Genomic DNA, 20,257 nt, shown 5'->3' with positions numbered 1-20,257 from the left:
TCAGCGGCCGCGCAGCTCGACGACGCGGCTCGGCGCGCTCGCGCGTCCGTCGATATGCGCAGCGCCGGGATCGCCGCCGAGGTTGCTGGTTCGGCCGATCACCACCGGCTTTGAGAACAGATAGCCCTGCGCGACGCTGATGCCTGTGTGGTCGCGCAGATAGGCGAGCTCGTCCTTCGTCTCGATTCCTTCGACCATCACCGGCGTGTTCAGCGCCTCGCCGACCGATTCGATCGCGCGGAGCAGGCCCTGGTTGCGCGGTCGTTCGTGGATTGCGGTGATGAACGAACGGTCGACCTTGATTTCGTCGGCTTCGATCTCGGCCAGGGTCGACAACGACGAATAGCCGACGCCGAAGTCGTCGATCGAAATCTTTGCGCCGATCTCGCGCAGCATCGGCGCGACCTGGAGCTGGAACTGGCTGGCGCGCAGCAGCGCCTCTTCGGTCAGCTCGATCATGAACCGCCGCGCCTGGCCGCTGGCGGCGAGTCGGTCGGCGAATGCGCGCATGAATCGCGTGTCGCCAGCCTGCTGCGCCGCGATGTTGAAGCCGAGCCTGAGGTCGGGACCGAAGGTCGCGTCGATCGCGTCGAGCGAGGCGAGCGTCTCCTCGAATAGGAGTTGCGTCATCTCGTTCATCAGGCCGAGGTTGACGGCGAAGGCGATCGAGTCGCCGGGCGAGCGCGGCTCCCCGTTCTCGTCGCGCCAGCGCATCAACACTTCGAGCCCGGCGATCTTGCCGGCGCGGAAATCGACCTTGGGTTGCAGCGCGCAGGCGAAGCTCCGGTCGCGGATGGCGAGGCGCAGGCTCTGCTCCAGCCGGGCGTGCTCGAGGGCGCGTTGTGCGATCGCCGGGTCGTAGAGGCGCGCCTGGCCACGGTAGCGGCGCTTGGCTTGGGTCAGCGCCGCCTCGGCCTTGGCGATCAGACCCGGCGCAGCGGAGTCGTTGGCCGGGTAGAGACTGACGCCGGCGGAAGCGGAGAGCAGAATCTCGACGCCATCGACGTAAAAGGGGTCGCGAAGGCGCCCGAGCAGCTGTTCAACCCGCCCCAAGGTCGCCGAGTCGTCGCCCGGCCGCACGATGAAGATCGCAAACTGGTCGCCGCCGAAGCGCGCGGCGACGTCGTCGCCGTCGATCGAAGCGCCGACGCGTCGCGCCGCCTCGGCGAGCAGCGCATCGCCCGCCAAGCGGCCGTAGAACTCATTGACCGAGTCGAACTGGTCGAAGCCGATCGCCGCCACGGCGAAGCGCGCTTCACCGGAGGCGCCGCCGAGCGAACGCGCGACCGCCTCCTCGAAGAAGGCGCGGCTCGGCAGCTTGGTCAGCGGATCGAAGTAGGCGCGCTGAAACAGCTCGTCCTGCAGCCGCCGCTCGTCGTCGACGTCGACGGCGGCGCTGACGCGATAGGCGTCGAGACCGAGGCGGAAATCAGCCGCCTCAACCAGCTCGGCGCGACCGCCGCGCGCCACGGTCGCGCGCGCGCGCTTGGGATCGGGGGCCGCGTCGGCGGCCGGATTGGCGTAGACGCGTTCGCCGGCCGCGGTGCGGATCTCGACCGCGATCGGCAGCGCGGCGAGCGCCTCGCCGATCAGCGTCGCGCGGTCGTCGGCGTGATGGGGCCCATCGGTCGTCTCGTTCGCCATCGCCTCCTCCTCCCGCCGCTCAAGGCGGGGATCATATCAGCGTCGGAGAAGTTGGGCGCGGATCAGATCGAGGCGGGTCGAGGCCGGCGAGACCCCGTCGAGGCGAGTCGAAGCTGTGGGCGGCGCGTCGACCCGAGTCGAGGCCGGCGGGGCCATGGCGACCCTCGGCTCGCCGGTCGCCTCGAGAGTGGGCTCTTCCCGCGCGACGAGTCTTGCCCCCGCCGCGCCGCGCCACCGTTCGACCACCTGTTTGACGAAGGATTGGGAGTCGGAGAACTCGTCGAGCGAGCCGTCCTCGTGGAACGTCTCGCTGTGCGGAATCCGTTCCGCCGACAGCGGCTTGAAGGTCAGCCGGGTCGGCAACGGGAATCCCTCGCCGAATCCCACCACTTCGCGGGTGCCGAGCGAGGGGACGAAGGCGACGAGGTTGGCCGCCGCATCGGTGACCGCCGAGCGCAGCAGCGCTTGGTCGCGGTCGTTGACCATGCGCATCGCGAACAGCGTGCTGCACTGGGAGATGATGGTCGGATCGAGCTCGGCTGGTCGCTGCGTGACGAGACCGAGACAGACGCCGTATTTGCGCCCCTCCTTGGCGATGCGCAGCAGGGCGCGACGGGTCGGCGCGAAGCCGACGGCGCGGTCGGCGGAAGCGTAGCGGTGCGCCTCTTCGCAGACGAACAGCATCGGCATCGCCCCGTCGCTCCACAGGCCGAAGTCGAAGGCGAGGCGGCTCAACAGGCTGACGACCGCGTCGACGACCTCGAGCGGCAGGCCGGCGAGCTGCAGCACGGTCAACGGCTGGCCGTTCGGCTCGATGCGGAACAGATAGGTGAGGATCTCGCCCATCGTGTCGCCGCCGACGTTCGCGTTCTCGAACATGAACGCGTAGCGGGCGTCGTTGCGCAGCCCGTCGATGCGGGAGAGCAGGTGATGGTGGCGCATGCGCGAGGCGCGGTTCTCGAGCTTGCCCATGCGCTCGTCGATCAGCGCAACGAGGTCCTGCATCGTGTAGGGAACCGGCGTGTCGACGGTGAAGCCGGCGTTGCGCGGATCGACGCGGCGCAGGGTGGCGCGCTCGGCGAGGCCGCGCTGCGACTGGTAGAGGCTCTTGGCGATCGGGATTTGCTCGGCGAGGATTTCGACCTCGTCCTCGACGCCCGGACGCCCGTAATAGAGCGCGTCGATGAATTCCTCGAAGTTGAACAGCCAGAACGGCAGCTTGAGCTGCGAGGCGCTGACGACATTGGCGCGCGAACCGAAGCAGTGGCCATACTCGTTGTGGCCGTCGAGCAGGAAGACGCGCAGATCGGGCCGCGCGTCGAGAATTTCGTTGATCAGCACTGCGACGCCGCTCGACTTGCCGACGCCGGTCGAACCGAGGATGGCGAAGTGCTTGCTGAGTAGATTGTCGACGTCGACAGTGGCGTGAATGGTCTCGTCGTGACGCAGCGCGCCGACGTCGATCGTCCTCGCGCCGGACGTGCGATAGATGAGCCTGAGTTCGTCGGCGCCGATGATGCGCGCGCTGTCGCCGATCGCCGGATAGGCCGAGACGCCGCGGACGAAATGCTCGGCGCCGGCGTCCTGCTTGATCTCCCCCATCAGATCGACGCGCGCGATGGCGCCGAAACGCGAGTCGTCGCGGTCGGCGTTGCCGTCGACCTCCGTCACCACGCCGACCAGGCGATGGGGGCCGGCGGCGATGGCGAGAAACGTGCCGACGGTCGCGCGCAACGAGTCGCTGAGAGACGGCGCCGGCAGACCGACGCGCGCCTCCGACCCCCTCACGCCGAGCACGGCGCCGAGCGACGACTCGATCGGCGCTGGCGGGGAAAAATCGAACGCGGTGACGGTCGTGGCCATTGGCGACCTAAAGCGGCGCTGCCGCGCGGGAATTCAACGGAATACTGGCGGGCGATCCTTTCGGCCGGGTTAACCGCGGCGTTCAGGCTTGAATTCCTCGCCCGATCGACGTTTCTTCGCCGCGATGAGACTCTTCGCCTTCGGGCTCGGCTACACGGCGCGGCGCGTCCTGGCGCGCCTTCCCGGCGTCGAAGCGAGCGGCGCGACGCGCGACCCGGAGACGGCGCGCGCCTGGCGTCGCGACGGCGTCGCCGCCTGGGCGGTCGACGATCGGTCGGCGCAGCCGGCGTTGGAGGCCGCGTTGCGCGGCGCCGACACGCTGCTCGTCAGCGCGCCGCCCGACGAAAACGGCGATCCGGCGCTTCAGCGTTTCGCGCCGGCGATCGCCGCCGCGCCGGCGTTGAGGCGGGTCGTCTACCTTTCCAGCGTCGGCGTCTACGGCGACCGCGGTGGGGCCTGGGTCGACGAGTTGAGCGCGCCGGCGCCGGGTTCGCCGCGCGCCATGCGGCGACTGGCGGCGGAAGGCGAATGGCGCGCGTTCGGCGAAGAGCGCGGCGTCGCGGTCGACGCACTGCGGCTCGCGGGCGTCTACGGGCCAGGCCGCAACGCGCTCGAGAGGCTTCGCAGCGGTCAAGCGCGGCGGATCGTCAAGCCGGACCAGGTGTTCAACCGCATCCATGTCGACGACGTCGCGGCGGTCGCGGCTCGGTTGATCGCGGCCGGCGGGCCGGGCGGGCTTTGGAACGTCGCCGACGAAGAGCCGGCGCCGCCGCAGGACGTCATCGTCTTTGCGGCCGAACTCGTCGGCGCCGCGCCGCCGCCTGAGGAGGACTTTGCGACAGCGCGCCTGACGCCGATGGCGCGCAGCTTCTACGACGACAATCGTCGCGTCGACGTCGGCAGGCTCAGGCGCGAGCTCGGCTATCGCTGGCTCTACCCGACCTACCGCGAGGGCCTTGAGGCCTTGGCTGCGGCGGGGGAGGGACGCGCGACGACGTGACGGCTCGCAAACCGCGAAAAAGGGTTCTAGATAGGGGCAGGGAGGAAAGTGGACGCCGTCGGCGGGGCCGCGGCAGCCTCCGCCAGGCGTCCGATTGAGAGACGCGCAGTTGATCGCCAGCGAGTTGATGACCCACGGGGTGATCACCGTTCAGGCGGACGCGACCGTCCAGGACGCCGCGCGATTGATGCTGGAGAGCGGCGTGAGGGCGGCCCCGGTCGTGGACTCCGCGGGTAAGCCGATCGGCATGGTCAGCGACGGCGACCTGCTTGGCCGACGCACGGAGGACTACCGCCGCGAATGGTGGCTCGAGATGCTCGCCGGGGCAGCCGTCCTGTCGCCGTCCGACGCCGCCGGGCTTCGACGGGTAAGCGACGTCATGAGCGCGCCGCTGATCTTCGTCGATCCCGGCACGCCGGCGGACGAGATCGCCGCTCTCCTGCATTGGCGGCGGATCAAGCGGCTTCCCGTAGTGCGCGACGGCCGGCTGGTTGGCATCGTCAGCCGCACCGATCTGCTCGCCGTGGTCGAACAGCTGGACAAGCTGTCGCGGACCAAGAGCCGGCATGCGCCCGGATTGCTGCGATTTCTCGAGTCTCTGGCCGGCGGGGCGAGCCTCAGAGGCGGCGTCGCCTCGTCGGGCGCGGCGTCGGCCGCAACGCGCGAGGGTCAGAGTCGGATCTCAGCCGACGCCTTTCGCAGCGAGTCGCGCGCGGCCGAGCGCGCGGCGATCGAAAGGGCGGCGGCGGAGGAGGTCGCGGAGCTCGAAGTCAGGCGACGCGAGGCCCGCGAGATCCTGCGCCGCCACTTGAGCGAAGCATCCTGGCGCCGACTTCTCGATCGCGCCGAAGCGGCGGCGCGGCGCGGCGACAAGGAGTTTCTCCTGCACCGCTTTTCCAGCGATCTGTGCTCCGACGGCGGCCGCATGATCAACGCGGCCGAGTCCGGCTGGGAGACGACGTTACGGGGCGAACCCGCAGAGGTCGTCGAACGATGGCGATACGAGCTGAAACCCAAGGGCTTCCGCCTTGTCGCGCGCATCGTCAGCTACGTCGACGGCGTGCTCGGCGACGTCGGCCTGTTTCTCAGCTGGAACGACTAGCGGGGCCGCCGCTCACTCGCGCGGTTCGTCCTCCGCCGACAGCAACATGCCGGAATTGGGCTCGACCCAGGCGAGCCGGTCGCGCACCGACTTCACCCCGGGGATGTTCTCGGCGATCACCCGCAGGCCCTCGCGCAGGCGTTCGTCGGCGATCGCGCCCTCGAGCGACACTTCGCCGTTCTTGGCCGAAACGCGAATGGAGGCGCGCGGGGCCCAGCCTCGCGACTCGATCTCCGCCTGGATGGCGGCGCAGATTTCGACGTCGGAACGGGGCTCCGCATCGCGCCGCAACTCGACATAGAGCCGCTTGAGCAGGTCGGAGCGCGACACGACGCCGATCACGCTGCCGCCTCGCACCACCGGCAGGCGCTTGACCCGGCGGCGGATCATCGCGTCGACGGCTTCGGACAGCGGCGCGTCCTCGTCGATGGTGACGACTTCGCGGGTCATGACTTCGGCGGCGGTGCGGCCATGCTCATGGGCGTAAGCGTGGGCCAGTCGTCCGCCGCTCAACAGCGATTCCAGCCAGCGCGGCCGGCGTTTTTCGGTGCCGAGTTCGCCGCGCCGCAACAGGTCGCCTTCGCTCAAGATGCCGACCAGCGCCTTGCGCTCGTCGAAGACGCACAGCGCGCTGATTCCGGCCCGCAACATCGTCTCGACCGCCTCGGCGAGGCTGGCCGTGTCGCGCACGCCGATAATGCCGTGCGTCATCGCGTCGCGAACCCGCATGTCGTTCTTCCTCTTTTCCCCCGCCTTAATTTGCGGCAGTTCGCCTTTCGCCGCCTTGACCGCGCGCAAACGCTTGGGCGCCGCAGCTAGAGTGGCGATCGCGCCCCCTGTATAGCTCGCCCAGGCTCTATCGTCACAGGAGCGCTCGCTTTGTCCAATCCCGTCGTCGTCGAGGTCATGCGCGGCGCGCGCGTCGAATCGCGCCACCGCGGCGCCGGCGCGGTCGTCGACGCCGACGGCGCGGTCGCGCTCATGTTCGGCGAAATCGACGAGCCGGTTTTTCCGCGCTCCGCCGTCAAGGCGCTGCAGTCGCTGCCGCTGGTCGAGAGCGGCGCGGCCGACGCTTTGCGGCTCAGCGAGGCCGAGATTGCGCTCGCCTGCGCCTCGCATTCCGGCGCCGCGGCGCATGTCGAGACGGCGGCGGCGATGCTCGCCAAGGCGGGGCTCGACGCTTCGTCGCTCGCCTGCGGCGCGCATTGGCCGCTCGGCGAAGACGCGTCGCGCGCGCTTGCGCGCTCTGGCCAGGCGCCGTCGCCGCTGCACAACAACTGCTCGGGCAAACACGCGGGCTTCCTTTGCCTCGCCTGCGCGTCGGGCTGGGCGTCCAAGGGCTACGAACAGGCGGCGCATCCGGTCCAGCGCGCGGTCAAGGCGGCGATCGAGGACGTGACCGGCGCGGCGCTCGGCGAGGACGTCTGCGCGACCGACGGCTGCTCGATCCCGACTTACGCCGTTCCGTTGCGCGCGCTGGCGCTCGGCTTCGCGCGTCTGGCGACAGGCGCGGGCCTGGCGCCGCGCCGCGCCGCCGCCGCCAAACGAATCTTCGCCGCCGCCGCGGCGAACCCGGCAATGGTCGCCGGCGAGGGTCGGTTCGACACCGAGGTCATGCGCCTTTGCGGCGCGCGCGTCTTCGTCAAGACCGGGGCCGAGGGCGTCTATTGCGCCGCCTTGCCGGAGCTCGGCCTCGGCCTCGCGGTCAAGGCCGACGACGGCGCGACCCGCGCGGCGCAGACGATGATTGCGACGCTGATCCGCCGCTTCCTGCCTGCCGATGGGGAAGATCGCGCTCGGCTTGGGCCCTTCGCCGCGCCGATCGTGCGCAACTGGAACGGGATCGCGGTCGGAAGCCTACGGCCTTCGGCGCCGCTGCAAGGACTGCCCGCGTGATCGCCAGCGTCGGACGCGACCGGCCTCGGAAGCCGGGTCTCACGACGAAGCTCAATGCAACGGCGCCGCCCGCCCGCGCGCGGCTACCCAAGCGCTAAGGGATTAGCCCGTCGCTTTCGCGCTGCTTCGTCCGATCGCGATCGCGGCCAACTGCGCCGCAACTTGAGCGAGCTTGATTTCTGCTTCTTTCGGCTCGCGCGCCGAGTGGGCGAAGACCGCCAGCACGCCGAGCGGCTCGCCGCCTTGCGACATGATTGGGGTCGACCAGCAGGCGCGCAGTCCCAGTGCGCCGATGCGTTCGCGCTGCTCCGCCCAAGCGGGATCGGAGGCGATATCGGGAACGATGACCAAGTCGCCGCGACGAACCGTCTCGCCCAGCGGTCCGGCGAGAAGTTGACCGCTTTGGACTTCGATTTCCGCCAGCGACGTCACGGACCGCCGCAACTTCCGTCCGTTGTCGGCGAGTGGGACGATCGCGACGACGGTTCCGTTCGACTGCGATTCGACGAGGTGGACGAGCTCCTCAAGCACGATTTCCGCCGACGCGCCGCCGACGATCATCTGCAAGATTTCGGCCTGGCCCTCCCGCAGCGCGTCCGCCAGCCTTCGCCGTGTGACGTCGCGCGAAACGCCGATGATTCCAACGACCTCGCCGCGCTCATTGCGAAGCGGCGCTTTCGTCGTCGCGATCCAGACCTTTGCGCCGTCCGGCGCTAGGACGTATTCCTCGCTGTCGATCATCGGACGGCCGCTCTCGATGACTTCGCGTTCGTCCGCCAGGTACTTCTGCGCCGTTTCCCACGGACAAAGTTCAAGGTCGGACTTGCCGATCAGCTCCTGGGGCGACGCGTGGCCCATCCGCAGCGCCGTCGCGCGATTGGCGACGACGAAGCGGCTCTCCACATCCTTGACCCAGAGGTTGTCAGGCACGACGTCGATCAGCGACTGCTGCGAAATCCTCTCTTCGATCAGCAGCCGCTTTTCTCGCAGATCCGTCGCGTCCTCATGTATCGATATCCACCCGCCGTCGGCCATCGGCCGATAACGAACGTTGATGGAGCGACCGTCGTCGAGCCTGATGCTCCAATCGCGGTCCTCCCGCTTGGCGTTGATCGACGCCACATAAGCGATGTAGTCGTCGACCGCCATCGGACAGGCGCCCACCGCGGCTCGACGCTCGGTGATTTCGCGCAACGTCGTCGTCGGCGGAATCTGATCGGGCGTGAGGCGATAAATCTCCGCGTATCGCCGATTGCCCATGATCAGCCGTTGCTCGTGATCAAAGAAGGCGACGCCCTGCGAAATGGCGTCGAACGCCTTCTGATAGCGCTGCAACTTCGTCTCGAGCTCGGCGACGCGAGCTTCCAACTCGGCGGGGGCGCCAGCGTCTCGACTCACTCGCAGTCCTCCCGTTCCGTCGCGCAAGACTCGACCGGAATGACGCCACGCAGCGTTCGCGACGAATCGGCGGAGCGTCCGCGATCGATTTGAGTCGCGATTCGTATGATTTTACCCTAGCACTTTTACAAGCGCGATCGACTTCGCCTGCGGGCGTTATCAACTAGGTAAAGCGGCGTCGTGACGCTGTTGAGCGTCTCGTCGCGGGCGAACGATGGGGGGCAAGTGGGTCCGCTCTTGACGCAGGGGGCAAAACCGGCGCCGGCCGCCATGCGAGCGACGCGCGCTTACAGCGCGTCTTCGCCGGTCTCGCCGGTGCGGATGCGGTACGCGGCTTCGATCGGCGAGACGAAGATCTTGCCGTCGCCGATTGTGCCGGTCCGCGCGGCGGCGCAGATCGCATCGACGGCGCCGTCGACGAGGCGGTCGGCGACGACGACCTCGACGCAGGACTTCGGCGTGAACCTCACATCGTATTCAGCGCCGCGGTAGATTTCGGTATGGCCCCTCTGCCGCCCGTAGCCCTTGACCTCGGTCACGGTCATGCCGCGCACGCCGAGCCGATCGAGCGCCGCGCGCACGTCGTCGAGCTTGTAGGGTTTGACGATGGCGGTGATGAGCTTCATGGATCCCCGTGCTTCCTTCGCCGCCCCTCTCGCGGCGTCGCGTCCGCCGCGCCTTGACCGGGCGGACGACATTCTGATCAATTCTCCAGCAATATGCACAGGAAATCAGCATTGAAAAGCGCGCGAATGCGACTGTTCCGGGCGAATTGCCGCAGCGACCGCCAGTTGGACTCCGAGGCTGCGCCATCGCCGCCTACAGGCGGCCGTCCGACGGTCTGCGCGCTTGTCGCCGAGCGCGAGGCGTTCGATGATCTCAACCTGCCGATTGCCGATCGGCGGGTCGTCGGCCGGGCCGCCGCGCCGCAGGTCGGGGCGATCGTCGCGATGGCGCGCGCAATTGCGAGGGAGAGCGCGCAATGTCGGTGAAAGCGGCCGCCAACGGAGCGTCGATGGCCGTCGAAGTCATTTTGCCGCGCGTCGCGTCGAACGCTGAGACGGGCAAGCTCAACCGCTGGCTCGCCGCCGAAGACGAGCGTGTGCGCGTAGGGCAGCCGCTATTCGAGATCGAGGCCGACCAGGCGGCGACGGTGGTCGAGGCGCCGGCGAGCGGCGTGCTGCGCGGCCTGCGCGCCAAGGCTGGCGACCGGCTGCCGGTCGGGGCGACCGTCGCCTGGATTGTCGGCGAGGACGAGCCCTTCGATCCCGATCTGCAGGCGCTCGCCGGCGAGCTGCGCGCGCTGCTGGCGCCGGTCGCCGCGCCGTCGCAATCCGATGCGTCCGGCGATGCGCCGGCTCGATCGGACGAGGCCGACGAGCCCTCGCCCGCCTTGCCGCCCGCGCCGGCGCTCGTGATTGGCGCGGGCGCGCGGCTCAACCGCCTGTGGCTGGCGCGCGGCGAGGGCGCGCCGATCGTCTTCGTTCACGGTTTCGGCGCCGACCTCAACGGCTGGCGGCCGCTGATCGGCCGTCTGGCGGGCGATTGTTCGGCGCTGGCGCTCGATCTGCCCGGCCACGGCGCTTCGCCGTTCGCCGGCGAAGCGACGCTCGGGGCGCTGACGGCGGCGGTCGCCGCGACGCTCGCGGAGGAGGGGGTCGCGGCGGCGCATCTCGTCGGCCATTCGCTCGGCGGCGCGGTTGCGGCGGCGCTGACGACCGCGCCCGGCTTTCGCGCTCTGTCGCTGGCGCTCATCTCGCCTGCCGGTCTCGGCCCGGAGGTCAACGGCGCGTTCATCGCCGGCTTCTTGCGCGCGCGCTCGGAAGCGAGCCTCAGCCCATGGATGCGCGAACTCGTCGCCGATCCGGCGGCGCTCGGTTCGGCGCTGGTCAATACGACCTTGCGCCAACGGGCGGCGGGCGGGTTGGTCGAGGCTCAGGCTCGCCTCGCCGAGGCGTTGTTCCCCGACGGCGCGCAAGCGATCGACATTCGTCCCTGGCTGGCCGAGATCGCCATTCCCGCCAAGGTCATCGTCGGCGTCGAGGATCGCGTCCTTCCGGCTCGGCAGGCGGAGGGCCTGAATGGGCTGATCGCGCTTCATCGCCTCGCTCGCGTCGGCCATATGCCCCATCTCGAGGCCCCCGACGAGGTGGCGCGGCTGTTGAGCGAACTCGTCCGCGCCGGCGGTTAGCGCGCCTTCGCGCCCGGGTCGACGGCGAGCAGCGTCCGCGCGGTCGTTTCGTCGGTCACCAGCGTCGTCGGCCTCAGCAGCCGCGCGGCGCCGCGCAACGCTTCGATCTTGGCGGCGCCGCCCGCCGCCATGACCCGGATCGGCGCGGCGACCACCGCCTCCAGCGGCGCCGACATCACGCGCGCGTTGATCGGGTGGTCGATCAACCGTCCTTCGGCCGAATAGACGTAGCAGAGCGCCTCGCCGACCGCGCCATATTCGCGCAGGCGACGGCGCTCGGCCTCGCCGATGAGGCCGAAGCGGACGACGGTCGAGTTGGCGTCGAGCGCGCCGACGCCGAACACGATCGCGTCGAGGCGGCGGGCGAATTCATAGACTTCGGCGAGGCCGCAGCGTTCGATCAAGGCCTGTCGCGTCTCGGCGCTGTCGACCAGGGCCGGCGCCGGGATCAGGTAGCAGTCGGCGTTGTAGGCGCGCGCGAACTCCCACGCGAATTCAGCCGGATTGATCGAGCCGACGTGGGTGACGCCGCCGACCAGCGACACCACCGTCACCGCCTTCGCCGCGCGTTCGCTCAGGTGGTCGAGCGCCCGGCGCAGCGTCAGGCCCCAGCCGAGGCCGATTTTCATGTCGTCGGCGACGAGCTCGGAAATGACCGCGCCGAGCGCAGCGCCGATTGGCGCGGTCGGGTCGGCGTCGGGGGCGGACAAGGGCGCGATGATCGCCTCGCCGACCCCGAGGGCTTTGGCGAGAGCGATTTCAAGGCCGGCGAGGTCGGAAGCGCCGCGCGCCAGGGCGATCCTGACTTCGCCAAGCGCACGGGCCTCGGCCAGCATGCGCACCACCGTGACGCGGCCGACCCCGAGCGCCTCGGCGACCGCGCTCTGCGTCATCTCCTCGACGTAATACATCCACGCCGCGCGCTGGCGCAGCCGTTCGCCGCGGCGCAGCGGCGCGCGCTGCCGATGCGCGGCAGGGTCGGCTTGAGGAGGCGTGCGGGTCATGGCGGTCTCGGTCGGCTGCGAATCGCTGGAGTTTAACGCCGAATGTGCGGGCAATGCGCGCTTCCGACGCAGGAAGACTTTGATGAATTGGTAATTCCTCGCCTCTAACTTGCGCAACAACCACGATCCTCCAGGAGTGTCGATGTCGGTCCCAGGGATGACGCCGCGCGCGACCTCGGGATCGTCGTCCGCCGCCGCCGTCGGCGGAGCCGCGTTTGATCGGCTCGCGCGGATCGCCGGGCGGATCCGGAGGCTGCTGCGCCAGCAGGCGATCGCCTTCGGCGCGCTGCGGATCGCCGTCGTCTGCATGGTCGCCTGGGGCGTCTTCGCGCACGAGCGCGCCATGCTCGGCGACGAGGGCGAGCGCGACGCCGCCGAGCTGGTTCAGATCGCCGGACGCGTGGCCACCCGCTCGCTTGCCGACATCGACAGCGCGCTCGTTCGCCTCGCCGACCGCGCTGGGCGCGACGGCGCGGCAGTCGACTGGCGGTCGCTCGCCGACCAGGGCTCGGCGCTCATTGGCGAGCGCGGCGCTTTCGCTGTCTTCGACGCGTCCGGCGCCGTTGCGCTCGGCGCGGTCGCCGCAACGTCCGAGAGCGAACGGCGGACGTTCGTCGACGGCTCGGGCGGCGACCGCTCCGGCCGATCCGTAATCGTTTCGTCTGGGCGCATCGTTTTGGCGCGCCGCCTGGCCGACCGCGACGGCGGCGTTCTCGGCGTCCTCGTCGCCGTCGTCGACCCCGCTTCGCTGATCGCCGAAGCCGCCGAGCGCGACGCGAGCCGCGGCGGCGTCGCGCTGGTCGAACGGACCGGCGACGTTCTCGCCGGCGCCGGAACGCTCGGCGGCCTCGTGGGCCAAAATCTGCCGCTCGGCGAACCCCTGCGCGGCGCCGATGCGAGCGAGCCGGCAGCGCTCGGCGGCGACCGGCCGGGTTATGTCGCGGCGATCGCCGATTCGCCGCTCGCCGTCGTCGCGACGCCGCCCGATCTCGACCGCGATCCGCGCCTCATGCGCTGGGGCGCGCTGTGCGTCACCGTCGCTGCGATCCTGTCGCTGCTCATTGCGGCGACGGCTTACGCGCTGGCGCTGCGCGCAGCGCTGTTCGAGGCGCGCATCTCCAAACAGGCGCGTCGCGATTCCCTGACCGGGCTCGCCAACCGCACCGCGATCCGCGAGCGTCTGGATCAGACCTTCGCCTCTCCCTCCGGCGAAGGCGCGATGGCGCTGCTGGTCATCGACCTCGACCGGTTCAAATACATCAACGACACCCACGGCCATCCGATCGGCGACGACCTGCTGCGCGTCGTCGCCGATCGCCTGCGCGCCCTGGCCGGGCCAGACGACCTGGTCGGCCGGCTCGGCGGCGACGAATTCGCCGTCGTCCAGCTGGTCGCCGGCTACGGCGACGAGGCGGGCGTCCTGGCGCTGCGCATCTGTCGCGAGCTGGCGGCGCCCTACGAGCTCGGCTCGATCCACGCCTCGGTCGGCGCCAGCGTCGGCGTCGCTTTCGCCGCGCGCGACGCGATCGCGACCAGCGAGCTGCTGAAGGCGGCGGACATGGCGCTTTACGCCGCCAAGGGGCAGGGGCGCGGCTCGGTTCGTTTCTTCCACCCCGACATGCATCACGCGGTTCAACGCAAGGTGATGATCGAGGGCGGCTTGCGCAACGCGATCAAGCGCGACGAGCTGTATCTCGCCTACCAGGCGATCAAGGAGACGCGCAGCGAACTGACGGTGGGCTACGAGGCGTTGCTGCGCTGGCGGTTCGGATCGACGATGATCCCGCCGTCCGAATTCATCGCCGTCGCCGAGGAGACCGGGCTGATCGTGCCGATCGGCGCGTGGGTGCTGGAGCGCGCCTGCGCCGACATGGCGCGCACGCCGGTCGACGTTCGGGTGGCGGTCAATTGTTCGCCGGTGCAGCTCGAATCGTTCGACCTCGCCTCGCATGTCCGCAAGTGCCTCGATCATTTCGGCGTGTCGAGCGACCGGCTGGAGATCGAGGTGACCGAGTCGTTCCTCATCAACGACAGCCCGCGCATCGCCGCGCAGCTGCGCCGCCTCAAGGAAATGGGGGTGCGCATCTCGCTCGACGACTTCGGCACCGGCTATTCGAGCCTCAACTGCCTCGAGCAATATCCGTTCGACAGCATCAAGATCGACCGTTCGTTCGTGCAGAAGCTGGAGCGGCGCGAGGCGACGCGCGCGACGGTGCGAGCAATCATCGAGCTCGCCTCGAGCTTCGGCATGACGACCATCGCCGAGGGCGTCGAAACGCGCGCCCAGCTCGCGACGGTGGCGGAGCTCGGCTGCGCGGAGGCGCAGGGATTCCTGTTCGGCCAGCCCAAGCGGCTTGACGAGGTTCTCGCGCTCGCCGAGCTCGAGCGCGGCGGCGCTGCGCCGTATCGGCGGATCGCCAACGGCTGACCGGCCTCAGCCGATCATGATCCGGTACTGGATGAAGCCCGAACGCTCAGCGACTTTGTCGTAGAGCCGCATGGCGTCGCGGTTGGTCTCGTGGGTGAGCCAGTGCACGCGCGAGCAGCCGAGCGCCCACGCCTTGGCGGCGACCGCGTCGATCAGCAGGCGACCGACCCCGCCGCCGCGGCGGCCCGCGGCGACGAACAGGTCCTGCAGATAGCAATAGTCGCCGACGGTCCAGCACGAGCGATGGACGATCCAGTGGACGAGGCCGATCGCCGCGCCGTCGCCGTCGCGGGCGAGGAAGCCGCCCATCGGCTCGCTCCCGCCGGTCAAGCGGGCGAACGTGGTCTCCGTCGTCGTCGCGTCGACCGCGGCGCGATAGAAGTCGAGATAGCCGCGCCACAACGGCGCCCATTCGGCGCGATCGGCGGCGAGGAGGGGAACGATCTTCGCGGGCGGCGTCGGCGTCGCTGCGCTCGGCTGCATGATCTCCTCCGCCGCGGGCCGGCGTCAGTTGACGCTGTCGAGATAGGAAACAAGCATCAGAACGATGCCGGCGATCAAGGCGAGCACCAGCACGCCGATCACGGCGAAACGGTCCTCGGGCGACATCGCCAAGCGGCCGCGCTCGACGCGCGCCTCGGGTTCCGCCGGTTCCGACTGCGGCGGCTTCGGCGCGGTCGCGGCCGGCGTCGCCGACGCCGCTTCGGCGGCGACGAGCTTCGGCCGCGGGCGCGGTGGCTGAGGAGCGGCGAGCGCGGGCTTCGCCGGCAAGGCGCCAGGCGCGGGTCGGCCGGCGGCGGACGGCGCCGGCGTCGGGGGCCGCGCCGACGGGTCGGCGAAGAAGACGAAGAGGGCGCCGAGCGCCGGGGCGATCGCCGCAAGCGCTGGGGCGTTGGCCGCGATCCAGCCGCCGACCAGCGGGTCGGTGACCGCCATGTCGCCGGCGATCCAGCCGAGCAGCGCCGCGCTGAGCTTGACCAGCCATGGCGCGGCGCGCAGCGCGGCCGAAAGAACGACGCCGCCATAGGCGAGCACCGGGATCGACACGACGACGCCTGCGGCCAGCAGCCAGAAATTGCCGCGCGCGATCGCCGCCAGGGCGATGACGTTGTCGAGGCTCATCGCCGCGTCGGCGACGACGATCGCCGCCGCCGCCGCCCACAGATCGCGGCGCGCCGCGCCAGCTTCACGCGTCGGCAGGGCGCCGCGCTGGGAGTCGGCGGAAACGTTGAGGGCGACGACGATCAGCGCCCAGGCGCCGATCAGCTTGACCAGCGGCACGGCGAGCAGCGAAGCGGCGATGGTCGCCAGAAGCAGGCGCAGGACGATCGCCCCGCCGGCGCCGACCGTCGCCGCGCGACGCGCGTCCTGCGGGCTGAGGCCGCTGCAGGCGACTGCGATCAGCAGCGCATTGTCGGCGCCGAGCAGCAGGTCGACGACGAAGATTTGCAGAGGAATGGCGAGCCAGGCGGCTCCGGCCGAGAGGTCCATGCCTCACGCCCCGGCCGCCGGGCCGAGCGCCGCGCGCGCCGCGACGCTCACGGCGCGCTCCGCGGCGCCGGCGGCGTCGGCGGGCTTTGCGGCGGATTCGGCCCGCTCTCCAGAGTCCGCATGAAATCGGCGTCGGGAGACAACACCAGCGTCGGGCCCGAATCGGCGAGGGCGCTGCGGTAGGTCTTCAGCGCCCGATAGAACTGATAGAAGCCCGGATCCTTGTCGAACGCCTCGGCGAGCGCGCGGTTGGCCTCCGCGTCGCCTTCGCCGCGGCTGATCGTGGCGGCGCGCTGCGCCTCCGAGAGCAGGACGGTGCGGTCGCGATCGGCGCGCGACTCGATCTGCTGCGCCCACTCGGCGCCTTGCGCGCGCAGCTCCTTGGCTTCGCGCTGCCGCTCCGACTTCATGCGGTCGTAGATCGCCTGGCTGGTTTCGAACGGCAGGTCGGCGCGATGGAAGCGCACTTCGTCGATTTCGACGCCGAGCGGACGCGCCTTGGTCACGACCTCGTTCTTGATCAGGTCGACGATGTCGCTGCGCTGCGGCGTCAGCAGCGTCAGCAGCGAAACCTGGCCGAGCTCGCGGCGCACCGACGAGCTCACCAGCTGCGCCAGCTGAGCGCGCGCCTGATCGAGGGTGCGCAGCGCCTGATAGAAGCGCAAAGGTTCAACGATGCGGAAGCGGGTGTAAGGCTGCACCTCGAGCCGCTTCTGGTCGCCGAGGATCACTTGCTCGGGCGGCGGCTCCAGCAGCTGCAGTCGCGTGTCGTAGACATAGACGCTGTCGATGAACGGCGCCTTGGCCTTCAGGCCGGGCTCGACGACCACGCCGACCGGCGCGCCGAGGCGGACGACCAGCGCCTGCTCGCCCTCGCCGACGACGTAAAGCGACGAGGCGACGAGATAAACGATGGCGGCGACGATCGCCGCCAGCGCGAGAAGGAGGCGCGTCTTCATCGCACGGCTCCCTGCGCCGGCGTCGGTTGCGCGCCTGCGGGCGGCGCAACGCTCGGCAGGATCGCGGGCGGGGCCAAGCCCTGCGGGACGGCGGGACGGGCGCGCGTCTCGGTGACCGGCATGTAGGGCACGACGCTCGAGACGCCCTTGCCCGAAGTGTCGAAAATGACCTTGGTCGCCTTGCGCAGCACTTCGTCGACGCTGTCGAGATAGAGGCGCCAGGCCGTGACCTCCTTGGCGTTCTGGTAGCTCGCGTAGACCGATAGAAAGGCGCTGGCGTCGCCCTGAGCGAGGTTGACCACCTGGGTCTTGTAAGCCTCCGCATCCTGGCGGATGCGCTCCGCGTCGCCGCGGGCGCGCGGCAGGATGTCGTTGGCGTAGGCTTCGGCCTCGTTGCGCGAGCGCTCCTGGTCGGCGCGGGCCCGCTGCACGTCGTTGAAGGCGTCGATCACCGCCAGCGGCGGTTCGACGCGCAACAGCTGGACCTGGGTGATCTCGATGCCGGCGTGCTCGGAGTCGAGCAGCGACTGCAACAGCGTCTTGGTCTCGTCGGCGATCTGTTGGCGCTTGTCGGACATCGCCGCCTGGATCGGCGTATGGCTGATGACGTCGCGCAGCGCGCCCTCCGCGGCGATCTTCACCGCGGCCTCGGGGGCGTTGACGCGGAACAGGAACTCGCCCGCGTCGCGGATCTTCCAGAACACGGCGCAATCGGCCTCGACGATGTTCTCGTCGCCGGTCAGCATCTGCCGCTCGCGTCCGCTCGCGGGGTCGCCGGGCGCGCTCGGGTTGCCGAGCTGAACCTGGTTGATCTGAGTAACCTTGGGGAAAAGGACCGAGTCGATCGGGAACGGCAGGTGGACGTGCAGACCCGGCTGGGTGGTGTCGATCCAGTGACCGAAACGCAGCACCACGCCCTGCTCGTCGGGCTGAACCCTGTAGATCGACGTGGCGGCCCAGCCGATGACGACGATGGCGACAAGCAGCCGGACGCCGCGCCGGCCGAGCCGCGGCGCGCGCACCAGGTTGAGGACGCCTTCGCGCAGCAGCGCGCCGAGGCCTTCGGGCTGCGGCGTCGGCTCGTCGCCTGCGGCAGGCGCATCAGTCATGGCGCGTCCTTGACGACGGCTGGGTCGGGCGGCGGGCGCCGCCGACCGCCAGGGGGGGCGCTCCGGCGCGCCGCGCTTTGCGATGGGTCAATCGAGGCCAACCGCGAGGTTCTCCTCCAGCATCAGCCGCGCGCGCGCCCTGAGCCGCTCGGTCTGGCTCTTGAGCTGGCCGCAGGCGGCGAGGATGTCGCGGCCGCGCGGGGTGCGCACCGGACTGGCGTAGCCGGCGGCGAAGACGATGTCGGAGAAGCGCTCGATCGCCTCCCAGTCCGAACATTCATAAGGGCTGCCCGGCCAAGGGTTGAAGGGGATGAGGTTGATCTTGGCCGGCAGGCCGGCGAGCAGCCGCACCAGCGCCTTCGCCTCGGCCGGCGAGTCGTTGACCCCCTTCAGCATCACGTATTCGAAGGTGATGCGTCGCGCGTTGGACGCGCCGGGATAGTCGCGGCAGGCCTGCAGGAGTTGCTTGATCGGGTACTTCTTGTTGAGCGGCACCAGCGTGTTGCGCAGCGCGTCGTTGGTCGCGTGCAGCGACACCGCGAGCATCGTCCCGCATTCGGCGCCGAGCCGCGCCAATTCTGGCGCGACACCGGAGGTCGACACGGTGACGCGCCGCTTGGACAGCGAAAGGCCGTCGCCGTCGGTCAGAATCGCGATCGCCTCGCGGACGTTGCCGAAATTGTAGAGCGGCTCGCCCATGCCCATGAAAACGACGTTCGACACCGCGCGCACGCCTTCGCCGGAGGGCACGAGTCCGTCGGTCGGCGGCGTCCCGCCGGGAAAGTCGCCGAGCCGGTCGCGCGCGACCAGAACTTGCCCGACGATCTCCGCCGCCGTGAGGTTGCGCGCCCAGGCCTGGGTGCCGGTGTGGCAGAACGTGCAGTTGAGGGTGCAGCCGACCTGGCTCGAGACGCACAGGGTGCCGCGGGCGGTCTCGGGAATGTAGACGGCCTCGATCTCGGCCCCGCGGTCGCCGGGATAGGCGGACGCCATGCGCAACAGCCACTTGCGAGTGCCGTCGGCGGAGACCTGCTCGGCGACGATCTCGGGCCTCGCCAGCGTGTAGCGCTCGCCGAGCGCGTCGAGCACCGGCCGGGCGATGTTGCGCATCGCCGAGAACTCGCGCGCGCCGCGATGGTAGATCCAGTGCCAAAGCTGACCGGCGCGCATGCGCAGCTCCCGCTCGGGCGCGCCGATTTCGGCGAGCGCGCGCGCGATCTCGGCGCGGGTCGCGCCGGCGAGGCTCGGCGGCGCAGCCGTCAGGGAGGCGAGGGCCGGGGACATGAGGGGGCTTCTATCACATGGGTCGGGGTGGGAAAAAGGCCGAGGACCGGCGCAGCTCGGGTCCGGCGCTCCTTTGAGCGCTGGATTCGCAGCTACGGTTAGCGGCGAGGGTTAAGAGCCGCCGAACACGTCGTTGGTCTGCGCCGTCACCCGGACGAAGGTCGTGCGCTTGGAAACCTCCTTGAGCTGGGTGGCGCCGATATAGGTCATCATCGAGCGCACGCCGCCCATGATCTCGGCCATGGTGGCGTCGACCGGGCCGCGATAGGGGGTCTCGACCGTCTTGCCCTCGGAAGCGCGGTAGGCGGCGACGCCGCCCGAATAGCGCTTCATCGCCGTCTCCGACGACATGCCGTAGAACTGCATGCCGACCGCGACCTTCTCGCCGTCGCGCATCTCGTAACGGACTTCGCCGTCGCATTCGTCGTGGCCGGCGAGCATGCCGCCGAGCATGACGAAGTCGGCGCCGGCGCCATAGGCCTTGGCGACGTCGCCGGGAACGGTGCAGCCGCCGTCGGCGCAGACCTGACCCTTGAGGCCGTGAGCGGCGTCGGCGCATTCGATGATCGCCGAGAGCTGCGGATAGCCGACGCCGGTGACCCGGCGCGTCGTGCACACCGAGCCGGGGCCGATGCCGATCTTGACGATGTCGGCGCCGGCGAGAATCAGCGCTTCCGTCATATCGCCGGTGACGACATTGCCGGCCATGATCACCGATTGCGGGTTTTCGTCGCGCACCTGCTTGACGATGCCGAGGAACTTCTCGGCGTAGCCGTTGGCGACGTCGATGCAGATGAGGCGCGGCTGCGCGCGCTTGCGCACCGCGGCGAGCTTGGCGCGGTCGGCCTCGGCGGCGCCGAGCGAGTAGAAGGCGTGAACGCCGTCTTC

The 20,257-nt window shown here is 70.0% G+C and carries 17 protein-coding genes; 5 read left to right on the top strand and 12 right to left on the bottom strand.

Annotated features, from left to right (window positions below; all coding sequences use genetic code 11):
- Both ABSF49_RS02165 and ABSF49_RS02160 read right to left on the bottom strand, forming a co-directional pair.
- A complete protein-coding gene (locus ABSF49_RS02165) occupies positions 1-1,644 on the bottom strand; it encodes a putative bifunctional diguanylate cyclase/phosphodiesterase (protein ID WP_424110988.1) in 1,644 nt (547 codons plus the stop codon).
- Positions 1,645-1,680: 36 nt separating this feature from the next.
- Positions 1,681-3,507, bottom strand: coding sequence for an ATP-binding protein (locus tag ABSF49_RS02160; protein ID WP_424110987.1), 1,827 nt, complete (start codon positions 3,505-3,507; stop codon positions 1,681-1,683).
- 88 nt (positions 3,508-3,595) lie between these two features.
- Here ABSF49_RS02160 and ABSF49_RS02155 point away from each other — a divergent pair, with 88 nt between their 5' ends.
- Together ABSF49_RS02155 and ABSF49_RS02150 are read left to right on the top strand one after the other, a co-directional pair.
- Positions 3,596-4,507 (top strand): NAD-dependent epimerase/dehydratase family protein, encoded by a 912-nt coding sequence (locus ABSF49_RS02155; protein ID WP_424110986.1) that lies wholly within the window; start codon positions 3,596-3,598, stop codon positions 4,505-4,507.
- 94 nt (positions 4,508-4,601) lie between these two features.
- A complete protein-coding gene (locus ABSF49_RS02150; RefSeq protein WP_424110985.1) occupies positions 4,602-5,609 on the top strand; it encodes a CBS domain-containing protein in 1,008 nt (335 codons plus the stop codon).
- Between the two features lie 12 nt (positions 5,610-5,621).
- Here ABSF49_RS02150 and ABSF49_RS02145 read toward each other — a convergent pair whose 3' ends face one another.
- Positions 5,622-6,338, bottom strand: a complete 717-nt coding sequence (locus tag ABSF49_RS02145; RefSeq protein ID WP_424110984.1) for a CBS domain-containing protein — start codon at positions 6,336-6,338, stop codon at positions 5,622-5,624.
- A gap of 150 nt (positions 6,339-6,488) precedes the next feature.
- On the opposite strand from ABSF49_RS02145, the gene ABSF49_RS02140 reads away from it, so the two are divergent.
- Positions 6,489-7,505: an asparaginase gene (locus ABSF49_RS02140; RefSeq protein ID WP_424110983.1), complete on the top strand. Its 1,017-nt coding sequence runs from the start codon at positions 6,489-6,491 to the stop codon at positions 7,503-7,505.
- Positions 7,506-7,607: 102 nt separating this feature from the next.
- Here ABSF49_RS02140 and ABSF49_RS02135 read toward each other — a convergent pair whose 3' ends face one another.
- Entirely contained in the window at positions 7,608-8,903 is a 1,296-nt protein-coding gene (locus tag ABSF49_RS02135) for a PAS domain-containing protein (protein ID WP_424110982.1), read from the bottom strand.
- A gap of 287 nt (positions 8,904-9,190) precedes the next feature.
- Positions 9,191-9,529, bottom strand: coding sequence for a P-II family nitrogen regulator (locus ABSF49_RS02130; RefSeq protein ID WP_424110981.1), 339 nt, complete (start codon positions 9,527-9,529; stop codon positions 9,191-9,193).
- A 356-nt stretch (positions 9,530-9,885) separates the two neighbouring features.
- Here ABSF49_RS02130 and ABSF49_RS02125 point away from each other — a divergent pair, with 356 nt between their 5' ends.
- Entirely contained in the window at positions 9,886-11,094 is a 1,209-nt protein-coding gene (locus ABSF49_RS02125; RefSeq protein ID WP_424110980.1) for an acetoin dehydrogenase dihydrolipoyllysine-residue acetyltransferase subunit, read from the top strand.
- Here the strand turns inward: ABSF49_RS02125 and ABSF49_RS02120 are convergent.
- Positions 11,091-12,098, bottom strand: coding sequence for a sugar-binding transcriptional regulator (locus ABSF49_RS02120; protein ID WP_424110979.1), 1,008 nt, complete (start codon positions 12,096-12,098; stop codon positions 11,091-11,093). The two genes, ABSF49_RS02125 and ABSF49_RS02120, sit on opposite strands and share 4 nt — an antisense overlap.
- Positions 12,099-12,240: 142 nt before the next feature.
- On the opposite strand from ABSF49_RS02120, the gene ABSF49_RS02115 reads away from it, so the two are divergent.
- The gene (locus tag ABSF49_RS02115; RefSeq protein WP_424110978.1) at positions 12,241-14,526 is read left to right on the top strand and encodes a putative bifunctional diguanylate cyclase/phosphodiesterase; all 2,286 of its coding nucleotides are present in this window, start codon (positions 12,241-12,243) and stop codon (positions 14,524-14,526) included.
- A gap of 6 nt (positions 14,527-14,532) precedes the next feature.
- Here the strand turns inward: ABSF49_RS02115 and ABSF49_RS02110 are convergent, their stop codons facing one another.
- The 6 genes from ABSF49_RS02110 to ABSF49_RS02085 all read right to left on the bottom strand — a co-directional run.
- Positions 14,533-15,009 carry a GNAT family N-acetyltransferase gene (locus tag ABSF49_RS02110; protein WP_424110977.1) on the bottom strand — a complete coding sequence of 159 codons (477 nt, stop codon included), beginning with the start codon at positions 15,007-15,009 and terminating at the stop codon, positions 14,533-14,535.
- 24 nt (positions 15,010-15,033) lie between these two features.
- Positions 15,034-16,017, bottom strand: a complete 984-nt coding sequence (locus ABSF49_RS02105) for a YjbE family putative metal transport protein (protein ID WP_424110976.1) — start codon at positions 16,015-16,017, stop codon at positions 15,034-15,036.
- 47 nt (positions 16,018-16,064) lie between these two features.
- Positions 16,065-16,976 (bottom strand): protease modulator HflC, encoded by a 912-nt coding sequence (hflC, locus tag ABSF49_RS02100; RefSeq protein ID WP_424110975.1) that lies wholly within the window; start codon positions 16,974-16,976, stop codon positions 16,065-16,067.
- Positions 16,973-18,085, bottom strand: coding sequence for an FtsH protease activity modulator HflK (gene hflK, locus ABSF49_RS02095; RefSeq protein WP_424110974.1), 1,113 nt, complete (start codon positions 18,083-18,085; stop codon positions 16,973-16,975). Before hflK ends, hflC begins: the two co-directional genes overlap by 4 nt.
- 87 nt (positions 18,086-18,172) lie before the next feature.
- Positions 18,173-19,369 (bottom strand): dual-specificity RNA methyltransferase RlmN, encoded by a 1,197-nt coding sequence (gene rlmN / locus ABSF49_RS02090; RefSeq protein ID WP_424110973.1) that lies wholly within the window; start codon positions 19,367-19,369, stop codon positions 18,173-18,175.
- A gap of 111 nt (positions 19,370-19,480) precedes the next feature.
- On the bottom strand, positions 19,481-20,257 hold a 777-nt coding region (locus ABSF49_RS02085), incomplete at its 5' end, for a GMP reductase (RefSeq protein ID WP_424110972.1).

The organism is Roseiarcus sp. (assembly GCF_049514155.1).
Classification (GTDB): Bacteria; Pseudomonadota; Alphaproteobacteria; order Rhizobiales; family Beijerinckiaceae; genus Roseiarcus.
Note: the sequence above shows the minus strand (reverse complement) of the source record. Positions and strands in the feature narration are given on the sequence as shown.

Coding starts and splice junctions, on each gene's coding strand:
- ABSF49_RS02165 (WP_424110988.1), bottom strand. CDS start 1,644: ATGGCGAACGAGACGACCGATGGGCCCCATCACGCCGACGACCGCGCG.
- ABSF49_RS02160 (WP_424110987.1), bottom strand. CDS start 3,507: ATGGCCACGACCGTCACCGCGTTCGATTTTTCCCCGCCAGCGCCGATC.
- ABSF49_RS02145 (WP_424110984.1), bottom strand. CDS start 6,338: ATGCGGGTTCGCGACGCGATGACGCACGGCATTATCGGCGTGCGCGAC.
- ABSF49_RS02130 (WP_424110981.1), bottom strand. CDS start 9,529: ATGAAGCTCATCACCGCCATCGTCAAACCCTACAAGCTCGACGACGTG.
- ABSF49_RS02125 (WP_424110980.1), top strand. CDS start 9,886: ATGTCGGTGAAAGCGGCCGCCAACGGAGCGTCGATGGCCGTCGAAGTC.
- ABSF49_RS02120 (WP_424110979.1), bottom strand. CDS start 12,098: ATGACCCGCACGCCTCCTCAAGCCGACCCTGCCGCGCATCGGCAGCGC.
- ABSF49_RS02115 (WP_424110978.1), top strand. CDS start 12,241: ATGTCGGTCCCAGGGATGACGCCGCGCGCGACCTCGGGATCGTCGTCC.
- ABSF49_RS02110 (WP_424110977.1), bottom strand. CDS start 15,009: ATGCAGCCGAGCGCAGCGACGCCGACGCCGCCCGCGAAGATCGTTCCC.
- ABSF49_RS02105 (WP_424110976.1), bottom strand. CDS start 16,017: ATGGACCTCTCGGCCGGAGCCGCCTGGCTCGCCATTCCTCTGCAAATC.
- hflC (WP_424110975.1), bottom strand. CDS start 16,976: ATGAAGACGCGCCTCCTTCTCGCGCTGGCGGCGATCGTCGCCGCCATC.
- hflK (WP_424110974.1), bottom strand. CDS start 18,085: ATGACTGATGCGCCTGCCGCAGGCGACGAGCCGACGCCGCAGCCCGAA.
- rlmN (WP_424110973.1), bottom strand. CDS start 19,369: ATGTCCCCGGCCCTCGCCTCCCTGACGGCTGCGCCGCCGAGCCTCGCC.